This window comes from Amycolatopsis speibonae (assembly GCF_042647925.1).
Taxonomy (GTDB): Bacteria; Actinomycetota; Actinomycetes; order Mycobacteriales; family Pseudonocardiaceae; genus Amycolatopsis; species Amycolatopsis speibonae.
The window spans coordinates 100299-116433 of record NZ_JBHRWK010000024.1; the positions used below are offsets into that span (position 1 = coordinate 100299).

The 16135-nt window shown below is 70.0% G+C and carries 9 protein-coding genes; 2 read left to right on the plus strand and 7 right to left on the minus strand.

Going from position 1 to position 16135, the window contains the following annotated elements; genetic code table 11:
- Positions 1-136: 136 nt before the first annotated feature.
- The 4 genes from ACFOSH_RS18045 to ACFOSH_RS18060 form a co-directional block, all read right to left on the minus strand.
- Positions 137-1381, minus strand: coding sequence for an MFS transporter (locus ACFOSH_RS18045; RefSeq protein WP_378240094.1), 1245 nt, complete (start codon positions 1379-1381; stop codon positions 137-139).
- Positions 1374-2618, minus strand: a complete 1245-nt coding sequence (locus ACFOSH_RS18050; protein ID WP_378240095.1) for a glycosyltransferase — start codon at positions 2616-2618, stop codon at positions 1374-1376. The genes ACFOSH_RS18045 and ACFOSH_RS18050 overlap by 8 nt, the downstream gene beginning before the upstream one ends.
- Positions 2619-2702: 84 nt before the next feature.
- Positions 2703-3983: a cation:proton antiporter gene (locus ACFOSH_RS18055; RefSeq protein ID WP_378240096.1), complete on the minus strand. Its 1281-nt coding sequence runs from the start codon at positions 3981-3983 to the stop codon at positions 2703-2705.
- A 68-nt stretch (positions 3984-4051) separates the two neighbouring features.
- A complete protein-coding gene (locus ACFOSH_RS18060) occupies positions 4052-9385 on the minus strand; it encodes a type I polyketide synthase (protein WP_378240097.1) in 5334 nt (1777 codons plus the stop codon).
- A 176-nt stretch (positions 9386-9561) separates the two neighbouring features.
- Here ACFOSH_RS18060 and ACFOSH_RS18065 point away from each other — a divergent pair, with 176 nt between their 5' ends.
- The gene (locus tag ACFOSH_RS18065; protein ID WP_378240098.1) at positions 9562-11208 is read left to right on the plus strand and encodes a (2,3-dihydroxybenzoyl)adenylate synthase; all 1647 of its coding nucleotides are present in this window, start codon (positions 9562-9564) and stop codon (positions 11206-11208) included.
- 61 nt (positions 11209-11269) lie between these two features.
- Here the strand turns inward: ACFOSH_RS18065 and ACFOSH_RS18070 are convergent, their stop codons facing one another.
- Complete coding sequence (locus tag ACFOSH_RS18070; RefSeq protein WP_378240099.1) at positions 11270-12283, minus strand: methyltransferase; 1014 nt, start codon at positions 12281-12283, stop codon at positions 11270-11272.
- Between the two features lie 157 nt (positions 12284-12440).
- Between ACFOSH_RS18070 and ACFOSH_RS18075 the strand changes: the two genes are divergently transcribed.
- The gene (locus ACFOSH_RS18075; protein ID WP_378240100.1) at positions 12441-13703 is read left to right on the plus strand and encodes an FAD-binding protein; all 1263 of its coding nucleotides are present in this window, start codon (positions 12441-12443) and stop codon (positions 13701-13703) included.
- On the opposite strand, the gene ACFOSH_RS18080 is transcribed toward ACFOSH_RS18075, so the two are convergent.
- On the minus strand, positions 13667-15034 hold the full coding sequence (locus ACFOSH_RS18080) for a pyridoxal phosphate-dependent decarboxylase family protein (RefSeq protein WP_378240101.1): 1368 nt from the start codon (positions 15032-15034) through the stop codon (positions 13667-13669). The genes ACFOSH_RS18075 and ACFOSH_RS18080 overlap by 37 nt on opposite strands.
- Positions 15027-15659, minus strand: coding sequence for a class I SAM-dependent methyltransferase (locus ACFOSH_RS18085; RefSeq protein ID WP_378240102.1), 633 nt, complete (start codon positions 15657-15659; stop codon positions 15027-15029). Before ACFOSH_RS18085 ends, ACFOSH_RS18080 begins: the two co-directional genes overlap by 8 nt.
- Between the last annotated feature and the right edge of the window lie 476 nt (positions 15660-16135).

The following is a 16135-nucleotide window of genomic DNA, read 5'->3' on the forward strand; positions in this document are numbered from 1 at the left end:
GTGGTCAGGGCGCCGGTGAGCAGCGCAGGGCCAGGCTCCGGAGATCGGCGGGGCCGCGGCGTCACCCCTCAAGCCTCGTGAGTGGTGAGGACGGTCAGAACCGTCCTCACCACTTACGAGACAAGACAAGACGGACCTAAGCAGCCCGAGGAACCACCGGCTCAGGCCCAGGCTCCGGAGCCGAAGCCCCGGAAGCAGTCGAAGCGGGAGAAGTAGCCGAAGCGAAGAGCCCGATCACCCCGAGCGGAACCAGCAGCAAAGTCAGCGCCGTGCTGATCCCGAACGTCTGCGCGAGCCACCCGAAGATCGCCGGGCCGGCGAGCACTCCGGCGTTGTGCAGCGTGCTGTACCGCGCGATCGCGAGGCTGGTGTTGGACTTCGTGCCGTGCCCGACCGCGCTGGAGATGATCGGGATCGCCACGGCGAGCCCGACGCCCGCCATCGCGAGCCCGGCCAGCCCGAACCACACGCTCTGCACCATGACGGCGAGCAGGACGCCGGCCGCGGTCATCGCCATGCTCCAGCGGACCAGCGCCACGGCGCCGAATCGCCGGTGCAGCCGGTCGCCGATGAGCCGGGTCCCGGTCTGCGCCACGATGAACGCGAAGTAGCCCAGTGACGCGATGTTCGCCGCCGCGCCGCGTTGTTCGCTCAGGAACACGCCGCCCCAGCTGGACACCGCGCCTTCGCAGAGCGCCACGGCCGCGCCGAGGCCGCCGAGGATGATCACCGCGCGGGTCCAGCCGGAGAAGAAGCCGACCTTCGGCGGCTTCGCTGCGGTAGAGGACGAAGCGGTGCGGGATTCCGTCAGCAGCCAACGCCCGCTGAACAGCGCGATCACGACGAGCACCACCGAAACGACCCAGAAGTGGGTGCTCAGCGAAACGTCCGCCCGGACGGCCAGCACCGTGCCGCCCGATCCGAGCAGCGCGCCGATGCCCCACACCGCGTGCAGGCTGTTGAGCACCGGCCGACGCGCCCGCCGTTCGACCTCGACGCCCTGGGCGTTCATCGACACGTCGAGCAGACCGGCGATCACACCCCAGGTCAGCATGCCGAGACCGGCGGTGACCGCGCCGGGCATCGCCGCCATCAGCGGCAGGAACCACGGCAGGACAAGGGAAGTGACGCGGATGACCGCGCGGCTGTCGAGATGGTTCGACAGATGCCCGGCCAGCTGCATCGCCAGCAGCACGCCGACGGTCTGGCTGAGCAGCACCATGCCCAGTTCCGCGAAGTTGAGCCCGAGTTCGATCCGCAGCTGCGGCACCCGTGCGAACCACGAGCCGAGCATGATCCCGATCATCAGGAAGATCCCCGAGATCGCGATCCGCTGGCGCCGCACGTCCTTCACCGGATGGATCTCCAGCCCGCTACTCATCGCCGCTCGCCACACCGGACGTGTCCCCGAAGCCCGCCTCGCCGGTCCAGCTGCCGACCTCGACGTGCGCGTTGAACGGCTTCCCCTCGGCGTCGCGCATCGGCGGCCGCCGGTGCGCGAGATGGAGGAAGACGTCGTCGTACTGCGTGACGTCGCCCGCCGCGGAGATGCGGTAGAGCATGTCCTCGTCTTCGCCGCCCCAGCCCTTGTAACGCTCGTCGAAGCCGCCGATGCGCTGGAAGATCTCCGGCCGTGTCCACAGGCAAGCGCCGGGGACGTCGCGAAGCAGCAGCCCGCGTGCGCCCGCCAAGGGTGCTTCCGGCGTGTTCTCGCCGCAGCGGCGTTCGATCAGCCAGTCGCTCGAAGGGCCGTCCAGCGACAGCATTTCGGTATGCGGCAGATGCGCGTCGGCGCGCTGGTCGGCGAACCGCGCGTGGTTGCGCTCCAGGAATTCCCGGTCCACCAGGATATCGGCGTCGAGCAGGCACAGGGTCCGCGCCGCGCCGAGGGTTTCGCGCACGCCCACGTTCAGCGTCCAGGACTTGTTGAACAGTCCCTCGCCCTGGATGTGCACGTAGTGGTCGACCAGCGGCTCGACGATGTGCTTCCAGCGCGGCTTCTCGTCGAACTCGACGACGGTCACCCGGTACCGGTCCGACGGGAACGTCTGGTCGCGCAGCGCGAGCAGGCAGGCGGTCAGGTTCCGGATCCGACCGGCACCGTCCCGATCGGACAGTGGGACGACGACGAGGATCTCGTCACCGGTTCCGGAAGGCCGCGAGCGCACGCCCTGGGCGAGTTCCGTCAGCCTGTCGAGCCCGGCGGGCTCGGACTCCGGTTCGTAGAGCCTGCCGCGGAAGTAGTTGATGTAGACGTTGTCGTCCGCGGCGTCCGCCTCGTGAGCCAGCTTCGAGGCCAGCGAGGGGTTTTCGTCGAGCAACGCGACGACGCGCTCTTCGAGCCGCCGCTCCGCGAACGTGTCGGTCGGCTGCGCGACGAGCCGCCGGTACGACAGATCGTGGCCGATCTCGGCTTCGAGCGGGTCGACGACGGCACGATAGAAGCGTTCGCTGTGCATCCAGTAGTCGGCGGCGACGTCCGGCACCGCGGGGTCGTTGGCCAGCACGACGTACCGGACGATCCGCCCCGCGAGATCCGCGCTCCCCGGCTCGGCCTTCCAGTAGGCCGACGCCGAGGCGAAGGTCTTGCCGCCCGTGCGGGTCGGCCGGATCTGCATCGGATTGGTCGCCCTCAACACGCACATCGGGCTGCAGTCACAGGGATGCGGTTGCACTGCTCCTCCGTCCCTCGTTTTCCTTGGTCATTCGGACACCGAGCGTGACAGTCCGTCGCGGGAACGAACGTCTTCTTGATTGCCGACAACCTCGAAGGTCTCCCGGCGGGTGAGAAAGCGCATCAAGGGTCCGGTGATGGCCGTGGTGACGACGGCGACCAGGACGAGCATCGTGAAGCCCAGCTGGTTCACCAGCCCGTATTTCAGCCCGATGGTGGCGACGACGAGTTCGGTGACGCCGCGGCAGTTCATCAGCGTGCCGAGCTGGATCGCCTGGTTCCCGGACAGGCCGGCCAGCCGCGCCGCGCCGCCCGCGCCGACGAACTTCGTCAGCTGCGCGACCACGAGCACCCCGGCGAACAGCAGCCAGTGCGACACGTTCGTCCCGAGCAGGCCGATCGAAGTGCTCAGCCCGACCAGCGCGAAGAACAACGGCAGCAGCACGACGAGGGTGAAGCCGCGCAGCTGTTCGCTGATCCGCTCGACCAGCGGGCAGTCGCGGGGAACGGCGGTGCCGAACAGGAACGCGCCGAGCAGCGCGTGCAGCCCGAGGATCTGGGTCATCACGGCGAAGCCGAGCGCGCCCACGAGGAGCACCACGGTCATGACCTTCTCGGACTGGATCCGGGTGACCAGCGCGCTCAGCACCCGGCGCACGACGACCTGGGTGACGACGACCAGCACCACGGCCAGGATCGCCGTCGTGGCGGGGTTTCCGCTGCCGTGGACGCCGGTGCCGACCAGGATCAGGGTGAGCGTCAGCCAGGCGACGCCGTCCCCGATCGCCGCGCTGGTGACCGAAAGCGCGCCGAGCCCGGTGCGTTCCATCTTGAGGTCGACCAGGATCCGCGCCAGTACGGGCAACGCGGTGATGGCCATCGCGAGCGCGAAGAAGAGTACGTAGCCCGTTTTCGGGGCGTCCGCGCCGGCCAGCGCGGACGACGCGGCGAACGCGACCCCGATCCCGGCGGCGAACGGGAGCCCCATCCCGCCCAGCACCACCGCGCCGACCAGGGATTTGCGTTCGATGCGGTCGGTCCGCAGTGCACAGCCGAGCAGGAACATGAACACGACCAGGCCCAGTTGCGCGGCTTTGTCCAAACTGGACAGAACCTCGGGCGCGAAGAGCCAGGCGCCGCCCGCCGGCCAGATCAGGCCCAGCACCGAAGGGCCGAGCAGGAGCCCGCCGACGATCTCCCCGAGCACCGGCGGCTGGCGAAGTCTTCGCAGCACCTCTCCGCAGGCATGACTGACCAGCAGGATCGCGCCGACGGCGAGCAGGAACCGCGTGATCGGTTCAATGGCCATGGGACACCTTTCTGACGCCGAAGGGCGTGGACGGCCATCGAGGCCGCCCACGCCCTTCGGCTCGGGGATCAGGCCGCGTCGGCCTGGTTTTCGTCGCCCGCGGCCAGTTCGGCGAGGCTGGTGTGGATGTGGTCGGACACCGCGGCCACGGTGGGCTTGGCCCACAGGATGGTCGGCGGGAGGTCCAGCCCGTAGCGCCGCTGCAGCCGTACCCGCAGCGCCACCGTCATCACCGAGTCGACGCCGAGCTCGACCAGCGGCCGCTTCAGCTCGATGTCACCGGCCTCCAGGTTCAGCTCCGCCGCCACCTGCTCGCGGACGTCGCCGGTGACCTTCTCGCGGGTCTCGGATTCGGACAGGTTCGCGAAGTCGACGGTGAACCCGTTGCCCGCGTTGGCTTCGGCGTTCTCGTCGACCACGGTCAGCTCGCGGAACATGGGCAGCTTCCGCTGGTGCGGCGGGGTCGGCAGGACCCGCAGCACAGCCTGGTAGTCCGAGGAGAACCGGTCGCCGAACGCCCAGGCCCGGAACGCTTCCGAAGCGGAAACGGCTTCCAGACCGCGGGAGTTCGCTTCCAACATGGTCGTCGCGATGTCCTGCGACAGACCGACACCGCGCCACGCCGTCCAGCCGAGGCTGATGGTGTCGTTCGTACCGCCCGAGTTGCGGTGCGTGGCCAGCGCGTCGAGGAACGAGTTGGCCGCCGCGTAGCTCGCCTGCCCGGAGAGGCGGGCGAACTGGCCGCACGAGGAGAACAGGACGAAGAAGTCGAGCGAGCCCGCCGGGAAGAGCCGGTGCAGCACCAGCGCCCCGTTGACCTTCGGCGCGAACACGTCGCGCAGACCGTCCTGGTCGACCTTGTCCACCAGCGCGTCGTTGACCACACCGGCGGCGTGGATGACGCCGGTGACCGGCGGAAGACCCAGCGCGCCCGGCGCGAGCGCCGACGCGACGGCGTCCTCGTCGGTGATGTCCAGCGCCAGCACCCCGACCGTGACGCCCAGCGCCTCGAGCCCGAGGACGCTGTCGATCTGGTGCTTCACGTCCGGGTCGGTCACCGAAGCCCAGTCCGCGCGCGGCGGCAGGCCACGGCGGCCGGCCAGCAGCAGACGGCGGGCGCCGCGGTCGACCAGCCAGCGGGCGACCTCCAGCCCGAGTCCGCCGAGACCGCCGGTGATCAGCACCGTGCCCGAAGGCGAGCAGTGCAGCGGGGAACCGTCGGTGCTGCGGGTGATCTGGCTCAACCGCGCCACTTCCGCGCCTTCGCCGGTCAGTGAGATGACGTCCTCGTCACCGGCCGGGCCGCGGAAGACCTCGATCAGCCGCGAGCCGAGGTCCGAAGCCGTGCAGTGCTCGACGTCGATCGTGCCGCCCCACAGTTCCGGGTGCTCGCCGGCGATGATGCGGCCGACACCCCACAACGGGCCGTGCGCGACCGAGCGTTCGTCGGTGCCCTGACGGACGCCGCTGGTGATCGCCCAGATCCGCTGGGTCGCGACCTTGCCCTGCGACGTCGCCTGCAGTTCCGCGATCCGCTGCGCGGTGCGGATGAGCGACCACGTGGTGCGTTCGGTCGAGTCCTCCAGCCGCTCGCCTTCCGCCGCCCGCGAAGGCGCGACGACGACCGCGCCCGGGTTCGCGAACATGCCCGCGGTGAGGTCGAGCGGTTCGCCGTCGATCGCCACCTCGACAGCGGTGGCGGAGACCCCGACGGCGGTGAACTGCTCCACCAGCGTGCCCGTGGTGGCGGGCGGGCCGACCACGACGATCTGGTCGAGCTCCGATGCCAACGTGGCCTCGGGCAGCTCGTGCCAGGTGACCTCGTGCACCAGGTCGCGCGGCAGGACCGCGGTGCCCAGGTGCTCGACCGCCGCGAACTTCAGCCCGATGACCTCGGAGACGATGTCACCGTTCTCGTTGGCGACCAGGACGTCGACGGTGTCCTCCGGCGACTTCGGCGAACGCGTGGCGTGCACGATGATCCGCGCGGGCGGCTCACCCTTCCACGCCACCTTCTCGATGCCGCGCGACATCCACAGCACGGTGGCGTGGCCGGGCGAGACCACCATCGCGCTGATCGTGAGCGCGGCGTCGATCACGTGCGCCCAGCTGGTGGCCAGCTTCGCGGGCGGCGCGACGCAGTCCATCAGCGCGAGCTGCTCGACGTCGTCGTAGTACAGCTCGCTCATGTCCCACGGGAACGCGTAGCCCTCGACGCCCATCCGGCCGAACATCTCGTCCGCCTTCGTGAGCGACCCGCTGGGCAGGCGGTCGCGGATCGTGGCGAACTCGATCCGCCCCTCCGGCACCTTCGCGCTCGTGTCGATCGACGCGGTGGTGTGCGTGATCCACTCGTCGTCCTCGGCGCTGGTCTCGTCCGCGACGCGGGTGGCGAGCGCGAGCGACCGGCCTTCCTTGACGATCTGGACGATGCGGGCGGGCTGCACGGCGAGTGGGGTGCGCAGCACGATGTCGGTCAGCGCGGGCGCGATCTCCTCCTCCGCCGCGAGGGCGAAGGTGTTGATGATCGACGCCGCCGGGGTGACCTCGACCCCGACCAGCCCGTGGCTCTGCGGGTACGGACGGCTGTCCATGTCGAGCCGCGTCTGCCAGACCTGCCGCGACGGCGCGCCGGACACGGTCATCCGGCCGCCGAGCAGGCTGTGGCTCTCCGGGTCGTGCCCGCTGCCGAGGCCGGTGTCGGCGCCGGTCTCGGGGAAGATCCAGTACGGCTTGTGCTGCCACGCGGCCGCCGGGATGCCCAGCAGGTCACCCTCGGCGAAGTCGCGCGTCCAGTCGATCTCGACGCCCTGGACGTGCAGCTTGGCGAGGTTGTGCAGCAGCGTGCCGACCTCGTCGGTGTTGCGGCGCAAGGTGGCGCAGCCCGCCAGGTCGTCGATGCCGAGGCTCTCGGCGGTCTCGATGATCGAGTGCGAGACGACCGGATGCGACGAGATCTCGACGAACACGCGGTGCCCGTCCTCGAAAGCGGCCTCGACGGCTTCGGCGAAGCGCACCGGGTTGCGCAGGTTGCCCGCCCAGTAGTCGCCGTCGCGGGCGACGCCGGAACGCGGGTCGGTCAGCGCGGTGCTGTAGAGGCTGACCGACGGCGTCCGCGGGTTGAGCTGCCGGGCCGCGGCCGCGACCTCTTCCAGCACCGCGTCCACATGCGTGCTGTGGAAGGCGATGTCGGTGTCGACGACCCGCATGTCGATGCCCTCTTCACGCCACTGCGTGACGAGTTCCGCGATGGCGCCCTTGTCGCCGGAGACGACTGTCGACGTCGGGCTGGCGGAGATGGCGGCGACGAGGTCGGGGCGGTCACCCAGCTTGGCCTGGACCTCGGTGAACGACAGGCTCGCCAGCACCATCCCGCCGTCGCCCTCCAGCCGCTGCAACGCGGCCGCGCGGCGGCAGGCGAAGCGGGCGGCTTCGAGGATGTCGAGCGTTCCGGCGGCCACCGCGGCGGCGATCTCGCCGACGGAGTGGCCGATGATCGCGCCCGGCTCGACGCCGCGGCTGCGCCACACCCCGGCCAGGCCGACCTGCATGGCGAAGGTCAGCGCCTGGACGTGCGCGGCGGTCCAGGGACCACCGTCGAGGATCGCCTCACGCGGCGTCCAGCCCAGTTCCTCGCGGTAGACACCGGCCAGCGAGTCGATCGTGGCGGCGAATCCCGCGTGCTCGGCGAGCAGCTGGCGGCCCATGCCGGACCACTGCGAACCGTGTCCGGAGAAGACCCACACCGCGCCGTCGCTCTGCTGTCCCGCGCGGGCCAGCAGGATGCCGGACGCGGGCTCGTCGACGGCGAGGGCGCGAAGCCGCTCGGCCAGTTGCTCGGTGGAGGCGGCGATGACGGTGCCGCGCTGCGGAAGGTGCGAGCGACGCCGCGAAAGCGTGTACCCGATCGAAGAAAGGGACGCCTGCGGGTTGGCGTCGATCCAGTCCGCGACGGAACCGGCCAGCGCGCGCAGGCCCGCTTCCGACATCGCGGAGATCGGGAAGACCTTCCGGGTGCCGTCGCTGGTTCCCTTGCCCGCCTGGGTTTCCGGCTGCACGGGGCCCTCTTCGAGGACGACGTGGGCGATGGTGCCGCCGACGCCGTAGCTGGAGACACCGGCGCGGCGGGTGTTCTCGCCGGCGGGCCACGGGGTGTTCTCGCCGACCAGCTTCAGCCCCGAGCTCGGGTCCGAGATGGCGTCGTTCGGCTCGGTGTGCAGGCTCGGCGGGATCTGCTCGTTGCGCAGCGCCAGCACGGTCTTGATCACGCCGGTGATCCCGGAACCGCCCTCGACGTGCCCGATGTTCGGCTTCACCGAACCGACCAGGCAAGGGTTCTCCGCGGACCGCACCGCGCCGATGACCGCGGCGAGGGCCTCGACCTCCTCGCCGTCCCCGGTCGGGGTCCCGGTGCCGTGCGCCTCGACGTAGTCCACAGTGGACGGATCGACGCCCGCGCGCTCGTAGACCTCGCGCAGCATATGGGCCTGCGCGTCGGCGTTCGGCGCCATCATGCCCTCGGACCGGCCGTCCTGGAAGACGCCGCTGCCGCGGATGACGGCCTGGATCGGGTCGCCGTCGCGGACGGCGTCCGAAAGCAGCTTCAGCACGATGACGCCGGCGCCCTCGCCGCGGCCGTAACCGTCGGCGTTCTTGTCGAAGGCCTTGCTGGTGCCGTCCGGCGACATCGCGCCCGCGCCCTCCAGCGCGACGTTCAGCGCCGGGGTGGCCATGATGTTGACGCCACCGACGAGCGCGATCGACGTCTCCCCGGTGCGCAGGCTCTGCGCCGCGATGTGCAGCGCGGTCAGCGAACCGGCGCAGGCGGTGTCGACCGCCATGCTCGGGCCGCGGACGTCGAGGAAGTAGGAAACACGGTTCGCGATCCCGTAGAACGTCGTGCCGTTGACGGCGTACGCGCCGGTGAGAGGGAGGTCCTCCAGCAGGCGGCGGCCGTAGTCGTTCGAGTTGGCGGCGACGAACACCCCGGCGTCGGAGTTGCGCAGCGAAAGCGGCGGGACACCCGCGTCCGCCAGCGCCTCCCAAGCCAGTTCGAGGATGAACCGCTGCTGCGGGTCGAGGAAGTCCGCCTCACGCGGGGAAATGCCGAAGAAGTCGGCGTCGAATCCCTCGATGTCGTCGAGGAAGGAACCACGGATCGTGGTCCCCCTCAGGATCGCGGTCGCCTGTGGGCTGCTCGCCGCGTAGGACTTCCATCGCTTTTCGGGCATGTCGCTGACGGTGCTCTTACCATCGGCGAGGAACTCCCAGAACTTCTCCGGAGAGTCGAGGTCTGGAGCGAACCTGCAACTCATACCGATGATCGCAATGGCTTCGTCGGGTGCTTTGTTCTCGCTCAAGTCCTCGCTCCTCGATATAGATCGCCCGACCGGAGACAACACAAGATTCCGGCGCCTCGTTGTACGGACAGCGTCTGCCCTGCCGCCTGACTCCGGCATCTCCTCGACTGCTTGCGCGTGATCCTCGAGCGACCTTCGAGTGCGAGCGCAAGGTTCGAGACGCCCCGGCGCGCACCGCGTCCCTAGTGTCCAGCCGGGACCCACAGCGAGGAGGAACCATGCTGGGATCAGCCGGGCGGTCGACGGGGTCGGGGGTCGTGCCGTGGCCGCGCGCCGCCGCGGACCGCTATTTCGCCGAGGGCTATTGGGAAGGCCGGTCGCTGGGGACACACCTGGCCGAGACCGCGCGCAAGTACCCGGACGAGGTCTGCCTCGTCGACGGCGACGTGCGGATGACGTTCGGGGAGCTGCTGGCCAAGGCCGACGGCGCGGCGATCCGGATGAGCGCGCTCGGTGTCGGCGGCGACGACCGCGTCGTCATCCAGCTGCCGAACTGCTGGGAATTCGTCGTCACCACGTTCGCCTGCCTTCGGCTCGGCGCTGTTCCCGTGTGGACGATGCCGCAGTTCCGCGAGCACGAGATCGGCGGGATCCTCGCGAACGCCGAGGCGAGCGCGATCGTCGTGCCGGACGTCCACAAAGGATTCGACCATCAGGCGCTCGCCCGCGAGGTGCTGCCGGACGGGCTCGTGTTCGTGGTCGGCGAGGACGTCGCGCCGGGCAACATCGACCTGCGCGGGCTGTTCGTCGCGGACGAGCCCGTCGAGGTCACGCAGGCACTCGACGCCGCCGCGCCGAACGGTGATTCCGTCGCGACGTTCCTGCTTTCGGGCGGGACGACGGGGCTGCCGAAGCTGATCCCGCGCAGTGGCAACGACCTGACGTACATGATCAAGTCGGCGTCGGAGATCTGCCGGTTCGGGCCGGACACCTCGTATCTGGTGGTACTTCCGCTCGGACACGGCTTCGCGAACACCGGGCCGGGGATCCTGGGCGCGCTGCTGTCCGGCGGCCGGGTCGTCATCGCGCCCTCGCCCGCGCCGCAGCAGGCGTTGCCGCTGATCGAGAGCGAGCGGATCACCGCGACGTCCGCGGTGCCGGCGATCCTGCACCGGTGGATCGAGTACCTGGACGCCGGGCCGGAGATCGATCTGTCCACTTTGGAAATGATCCAGATCGGCGCGGCCAAACTCGATCCCGCGTTGGCGGCGCAGGTGCGACCGAAGCTCGGGTGCACGCTGCAGCAGGTTTTCGGGATGGGTGAAGGGCTTCTGTGCCTGACGCGGCTCGACGACCCGGACGAACTGGTGCTGCACACGCAGGGCAAGCCGATCTCACCGCACGACGAGATCCTTTTGGTGGACGAAGAAGGCGCGCCGGTGCCGCCTGGCGAGCCGGGGATCCTGCTGGTCCGCGGCCCGTACACGACTCGGGGCTACTACCGCTCGCCGGAGCTGAACGCGCGGTCGTTCGTCAACGGCTGGTACAACACCGGCGACATCGTCCGCGTGACGCCCGAGGGCTACCTGGTGGTTTCCGGGCGGGAGAAGGACGTCATCAACCGCGGCGGCGAGAAGATCAACGCCGAGGAGGTCGAGTCGTTCGCCGTCGAGCTGGCCGGGGTAGACCACGCGGCGGCGGTCGCCATGCCGGATCCGGAACTCGGCGAGGTCGTCTGTCTCTATGTGGTGGCCACGGAACCTGTTGCGCTGCAGGACGTCCACGACCTGATGCTCGCCGCGGGTGCGGCCCGGTTCAAGCTCCCGGAACGGCTGGTCGTCGTCGACGCCCTGCCCGCCACCGGAATCGGCAAGGTGGACAAGAAGGCGCTGCGGGCCGACATCGCTTCACGCCTGGCCGCCTGAAAGTCCGTGAAGGCCTCCTTCCCTACCCTCAAGGTAGGGAAGGAGGCCTTCACGGAACTCGCTAAGCCTTGACCAGCTCCACAATGGACATATACGACTTCTGCCCCGCCTTGTGCGTCCCGCGCACCTTGAGCCCGGCCATGCGCGCCAGCTCGGCCAGCTCGGAAAGCCCGCGTTCCTTGCCACCGTTGTAGATGAGCATGCGCAGGTCCATGCCGGTGTTCGGGGTCTCGCCGTCGGAACCGATCGCCTCGACGAGCAGTACGACACCGTCGTCACCGGCCGCCTCCGCGCAGCGCTTCAGGATCTCGACGGACGGCCCGTCGTCCCAGTCGTGGATGATCGCCGACAGCACGTACGCGTCCGCGCCGTCGGGCAGCGGGTCGAAGAAACTTCCCGGCACGACGTCGACCCGCTCGGCCAGGCCGCTTCCGGCGAAGCGCTCGCGCGCGTTCGCCGCCGGCCCCGGCAGGTCCACCAGCGTGCCGTGCAGCCCGGGATGCTTGATGAGCAAGGCTTCCAGGAGCGCGCCGCTGCCGCCCGCGACGTCGACCACGTGCCCGAGGCTCGTCCAGTCGTAGGCGTCGACGATGCCCGAGTTGTCCAGCGCGATGTGGTGCCCCATCAGCGCGTCGAAGGACGCCGAGAGTTCCGCGTCGCCGCTGAGGTCGTCCCAGAACGGGACGCCGTGGCGCACCGAATAGGACTCCTCGCCGGTCTTCACCGCGTGGGCGAGGTCGACGAAACTCAAGTCCCCCTTGCCGATGGCGCCGTTCATGTCCAGCCACTTCCGCTTGCTGCGCGGGTGACCGTCGCGGAGCTGCTCGCCGACCTCGGTCACCGCGTAGGCGCCCGTGTGATCCCTGGTGAACAGCCCGACGGTGACCAGGTGCAGCAGCAGGCGGTCCAGCGCCCCCGCGTGCGTGCCGGTGACCGCGGCGAGTTGCGCCGGGGTGCGCGCCCCGGCCGCGAGGTGGTCGGCGACCCGCAAGGTGGCCGCCACCCGGACCGCCATCGGTGTCGCCAGATCCGCCAACGCCCTCAGCCCGAGCCGTCCCGCGTCGTCGACCGACATTAGTGCTCCCTTCGCCCTTCGGTCAGGCTAGGGGCGACAGGTGTGGCGAGGCTTATCCACGACTGCTCGCAATCGTGGAGAGGCCAGCCGGCCGTCGCGACCTTTAACGTCGTTGTCTGCAGGAGAAGGCAGTTCCCCGGACCGGAGGTCGCATCCCGTGGCACACCACGATTTCGAACCTCGGCTGGCGATCCCCGGACGCGGAGCCGTGGAACCGCCCGAACTCGCCGGAACGCTCAGCGTCCGCGAACGTGACCTCGCGGACGCTGAGCGGGACTTCGGCGATCACGTCCACCGCCGTCCGCTCGCCGTCGCCTTCCCCGCGACCGCCGTCGATGTGGCAGCCCTCGTGCGGTTCGGCCGGAAGCACGGAATCCCTGTCGTGGCACGGGGTGCCGGACATTCCGTCGACGGGCAGGCGCTGGTCGACGCCGGGATCGTCATCGACATGTCGTCACTCGGCGGGGTCCGCCCGTTCGGCCCGGACCGGATCAGCGTGGACGCGGGCGCCCGCTGGCGCGCGGTCGTCGACGCGACGCTGCGCACCGGCACCGTTCCGCCCGTGCTCCCCGACTACCTGGAACTCTCCGTCGGCGGTTTGCTGTCCACCGGCGGATTCGGCGGCGCGAGCCACCGGTACGGCTCGCAGGCGGACAACGTCCACGATCTCGACGTCGTCACCCCCGACGGGGAACTGGTGACCTGCTCGCCCACCGGCAACGCGGCGCTCTTCGACGCGGTGCGCGGGACGCAGGGGCGGCACGGGATCATCACGCGGGCCACCGTCGCGCTGACCCGCGCGCCTTCGAAGGTCCGACGGCATCGCCTGACATACCACGACCTCAGCGCATATCTCGGGGATCAGCGGCGGCTGGTGGACGAGCTCCGCTTCGATCACGTCGACGGCCAGGCGCAGTTCGCGGACGGGCGATGGCGATTCGTCCTGGAGGCGGTTTCCGCGCAGTCGCCGCAGATCGACGACCTCCGGTACGAGTCCGCCGAGATCATCGAGGCGACGTACCGGGAGTTCGTCGACCGGATCCTGCCGATCGAGGCGCAGCTGCGGTCGACGGGTTCGTGGTACCACCCGCATCCCCGGGCGAACGTGCTGCTTCCCGGCGCCCACGCCGAAAAGGTGCTCGGCGACGCGTTGGCCGGTTTGACTCCCGACATGCTCGGCACCGGCGGCAGCGTGCTCCTCTATCTCTTCCCGACCGCGCGGGTGACCGCTCCCCGCGTCCCGACCGCGCGGGATCCGTACACCGTGCTGTTCGGCGTCCAGCGGACAGCGCCGCCCGGAGACCTCACGGCACTGCGGCGCATGCGCGAGGCCAACGCCGCCCTGCACGCGACAGCGCGGCGTCTCGGCGGGGCGAGCTACGCCTATCCGCTGGCCGCGACGGACGCGCGGGCGGCCTGAATCGCGGCGACACTGCGGTCGACGTCGGCCTCGGTGGTGCTCCAGTTGGACACCGAGACACGCATCAGGCGTCGGCCGCGCCAGGTGGTCGCGCCCATCCAGCATTCGCCGGACCGCTGAACCGCCTCGACCACGCGCTCGGTGTCGTCACCGAAGTCGACGAGAACCTGGTTCAGCACCACGTCGTTCACGACGGTGAGACCCGCTTCGGTGAGCTGCTCGGCGAACCTGCGGGCCAGCGCGCAGCAGCGCTCGATCAGCTCGGCGATCCCCGTGCGGCCCAGCTCGCTGAGCGCCGCCCACGTGGCGAACCCCCGCGCCCGGCGGGACGACTCCGGCACGAAGTCGCTCGGCGCCCGCACGCCGCCGTCTCCTTGGCCGGTCAGATACGCGGCGGTCAGTGACATCGCGGCCACATGCGACTCGGGGTGGGCACAGAAGGCGTACCCGCTGTCGTACGGGACGTTGAGCCACTTGTGCCCGTCGACAGCCCAGGAATCGGCCGTTTCGAGTCCCGCGGTCAGCCGCCTGAGCGCGGGGGCGGCGGCCGCCCAGAGGCCGAACGCGCCGTCGACGTGGACCCACGCGCCGTGCCGGTGGGCGATCTCCGTCGCGGCGGCGAAGTCGTCGAACGCCCCGGTGTTCACGTTCCCGGCCTGAAGGCAAACGATTGCGGGCCCGTCGAGCGCCTTCTCGAGATCAGCGATGTCGATGGCGCCCTGCTCGTCCGCGCGCACCGGCTTGACGGCATCGGTGCCCAGCCCGAGGAGGCGCAGGGAGCGGTCGATCGTCGCGTGCCGCTCCTCGTTGGCGATGACCCGCAACGGCGGCGCCCCGTGCAGCCCGCGGCGCTCGACGTCCCAGCCGGCCTTCGCCAGCACGTGATGCCGGGCGGCGGCCAGGCCGACAGTGTTCGCCCCCTGCCCGCCGGTCACGAAGCCGAAAGAAGCGTGGGACGGCAGGCCGAGGACGTCCTTGAGCCACTCGCCCGCCACGTCCTCGACGATCGCGGCGGCCGGCGAGGTGACCTTGTTGAACGCGGGCTGATCCCAGCCGGTCGCCAGCATGTCGGCCGCCGTCGCGGCGTCGAGCGCGCCGCCGGTGACGAAACCGAAGTACCTCGGCCCTGTACTCCCCACCAGCGCGGGCTCGACGGCATCGGCCAGCCGCCGGACCACGTCGGCGGGCAGGACGGGCTTCTCGGGCAAGTCGCCGAGCTTCTCGCGGACGCCCGCCGTGTCGTCCGGGAAGACCGGACCGTCGGCCACGCTCTCGCGGTAATCGGCCGCGCGGGCGGCGACATCGGCCAGCAGCTTCCGCAACTCACTCATCCGACGGCTCTCTTTCGATCGTCGCGAACCAGGCGGGAGCGCCGTTCTCGTCGTGGAACCCGGTCCGGACGCGCTCCTCCTCGATGGTCTTCACACGCCATCCTGCACCGAAGGGCTTTGTCAGCGCCTCGCGTTTTACGGGATGCGGCCCGGCGTTCTCACCCTCGCGGAAACACAGGATGTAGAGCGTGCCCCTGGTGACCGCTTCGAGGCTTTTGACGTACGCCACGCGCTCGTCGGCGTCGAAAGCGTGGAAGAGCCCGCAATCGAGCACCGTGTCGAACCTGAGCTGGAGCCGCTCCAGGTGAAGCGCGTCGGCCGTCTTGAACTCGGCCTCGAGGTTTCGCTCACGGGCCTTCCTTCGCGCGATCTCGAGAGCCGTCTCGGCGACGTCGACGCCCAGCACCTGGAGCCCTCTGGACGCGAGGTGGAGCGCGTTCTCACCGGAGCCGCAGCCCGCGTCGAGCACCGTGCCGGTGAAGCGTGGCGCCGCCCTGACGACGGCGGGCTGAGGCCCGCCGAAATCCCAGGGAGCGGGGCCTTCGTGGTACGAGGCGTCCCAGGGGAGACCGGTCATGCGCTCGTGACTGGTCGGGTTTCTGCCGTCGAAGGAATCTTCCGGCATGGTGACCATCCTTCCGGCTCAACCGCCCTGGGTCGCGCCCTTCCCTTTGCCCGTCAGGTTCATTTTGCCGCCGATGAGCTGACTCACCCGCTGAGGCGCGACCTGAACTGACCCACAGGGAGCCCGCCGCGACCTCGACCGTCCACACGGGACAACTTTTCCCGCCGATGCGCCCGTTTTGGGTACTTTGCACTACTTTACGAACGAGTCGTGAGTGGCAAAGAGCGTTCTAACCCTCTTTGCCACTCACGACCCCTCGCCAAAAAGGTCATTCAGACGTCAATCGGACAGGCGATCGCCGCTAAGCATCCTTTGCGGACACTCGGGACGCGACCGGCAGGCTCGGCAGGGATCGATCGCGCCAGGTCCGCCTGACCTGCCGACAACCCGGCCAGGTCGCACTCGGGGAGATCACCGGTCCTGTCACGGGCCGCACCTTGGACCGGAGCCGATCCCGGCCCGGCACGGAACAGGCG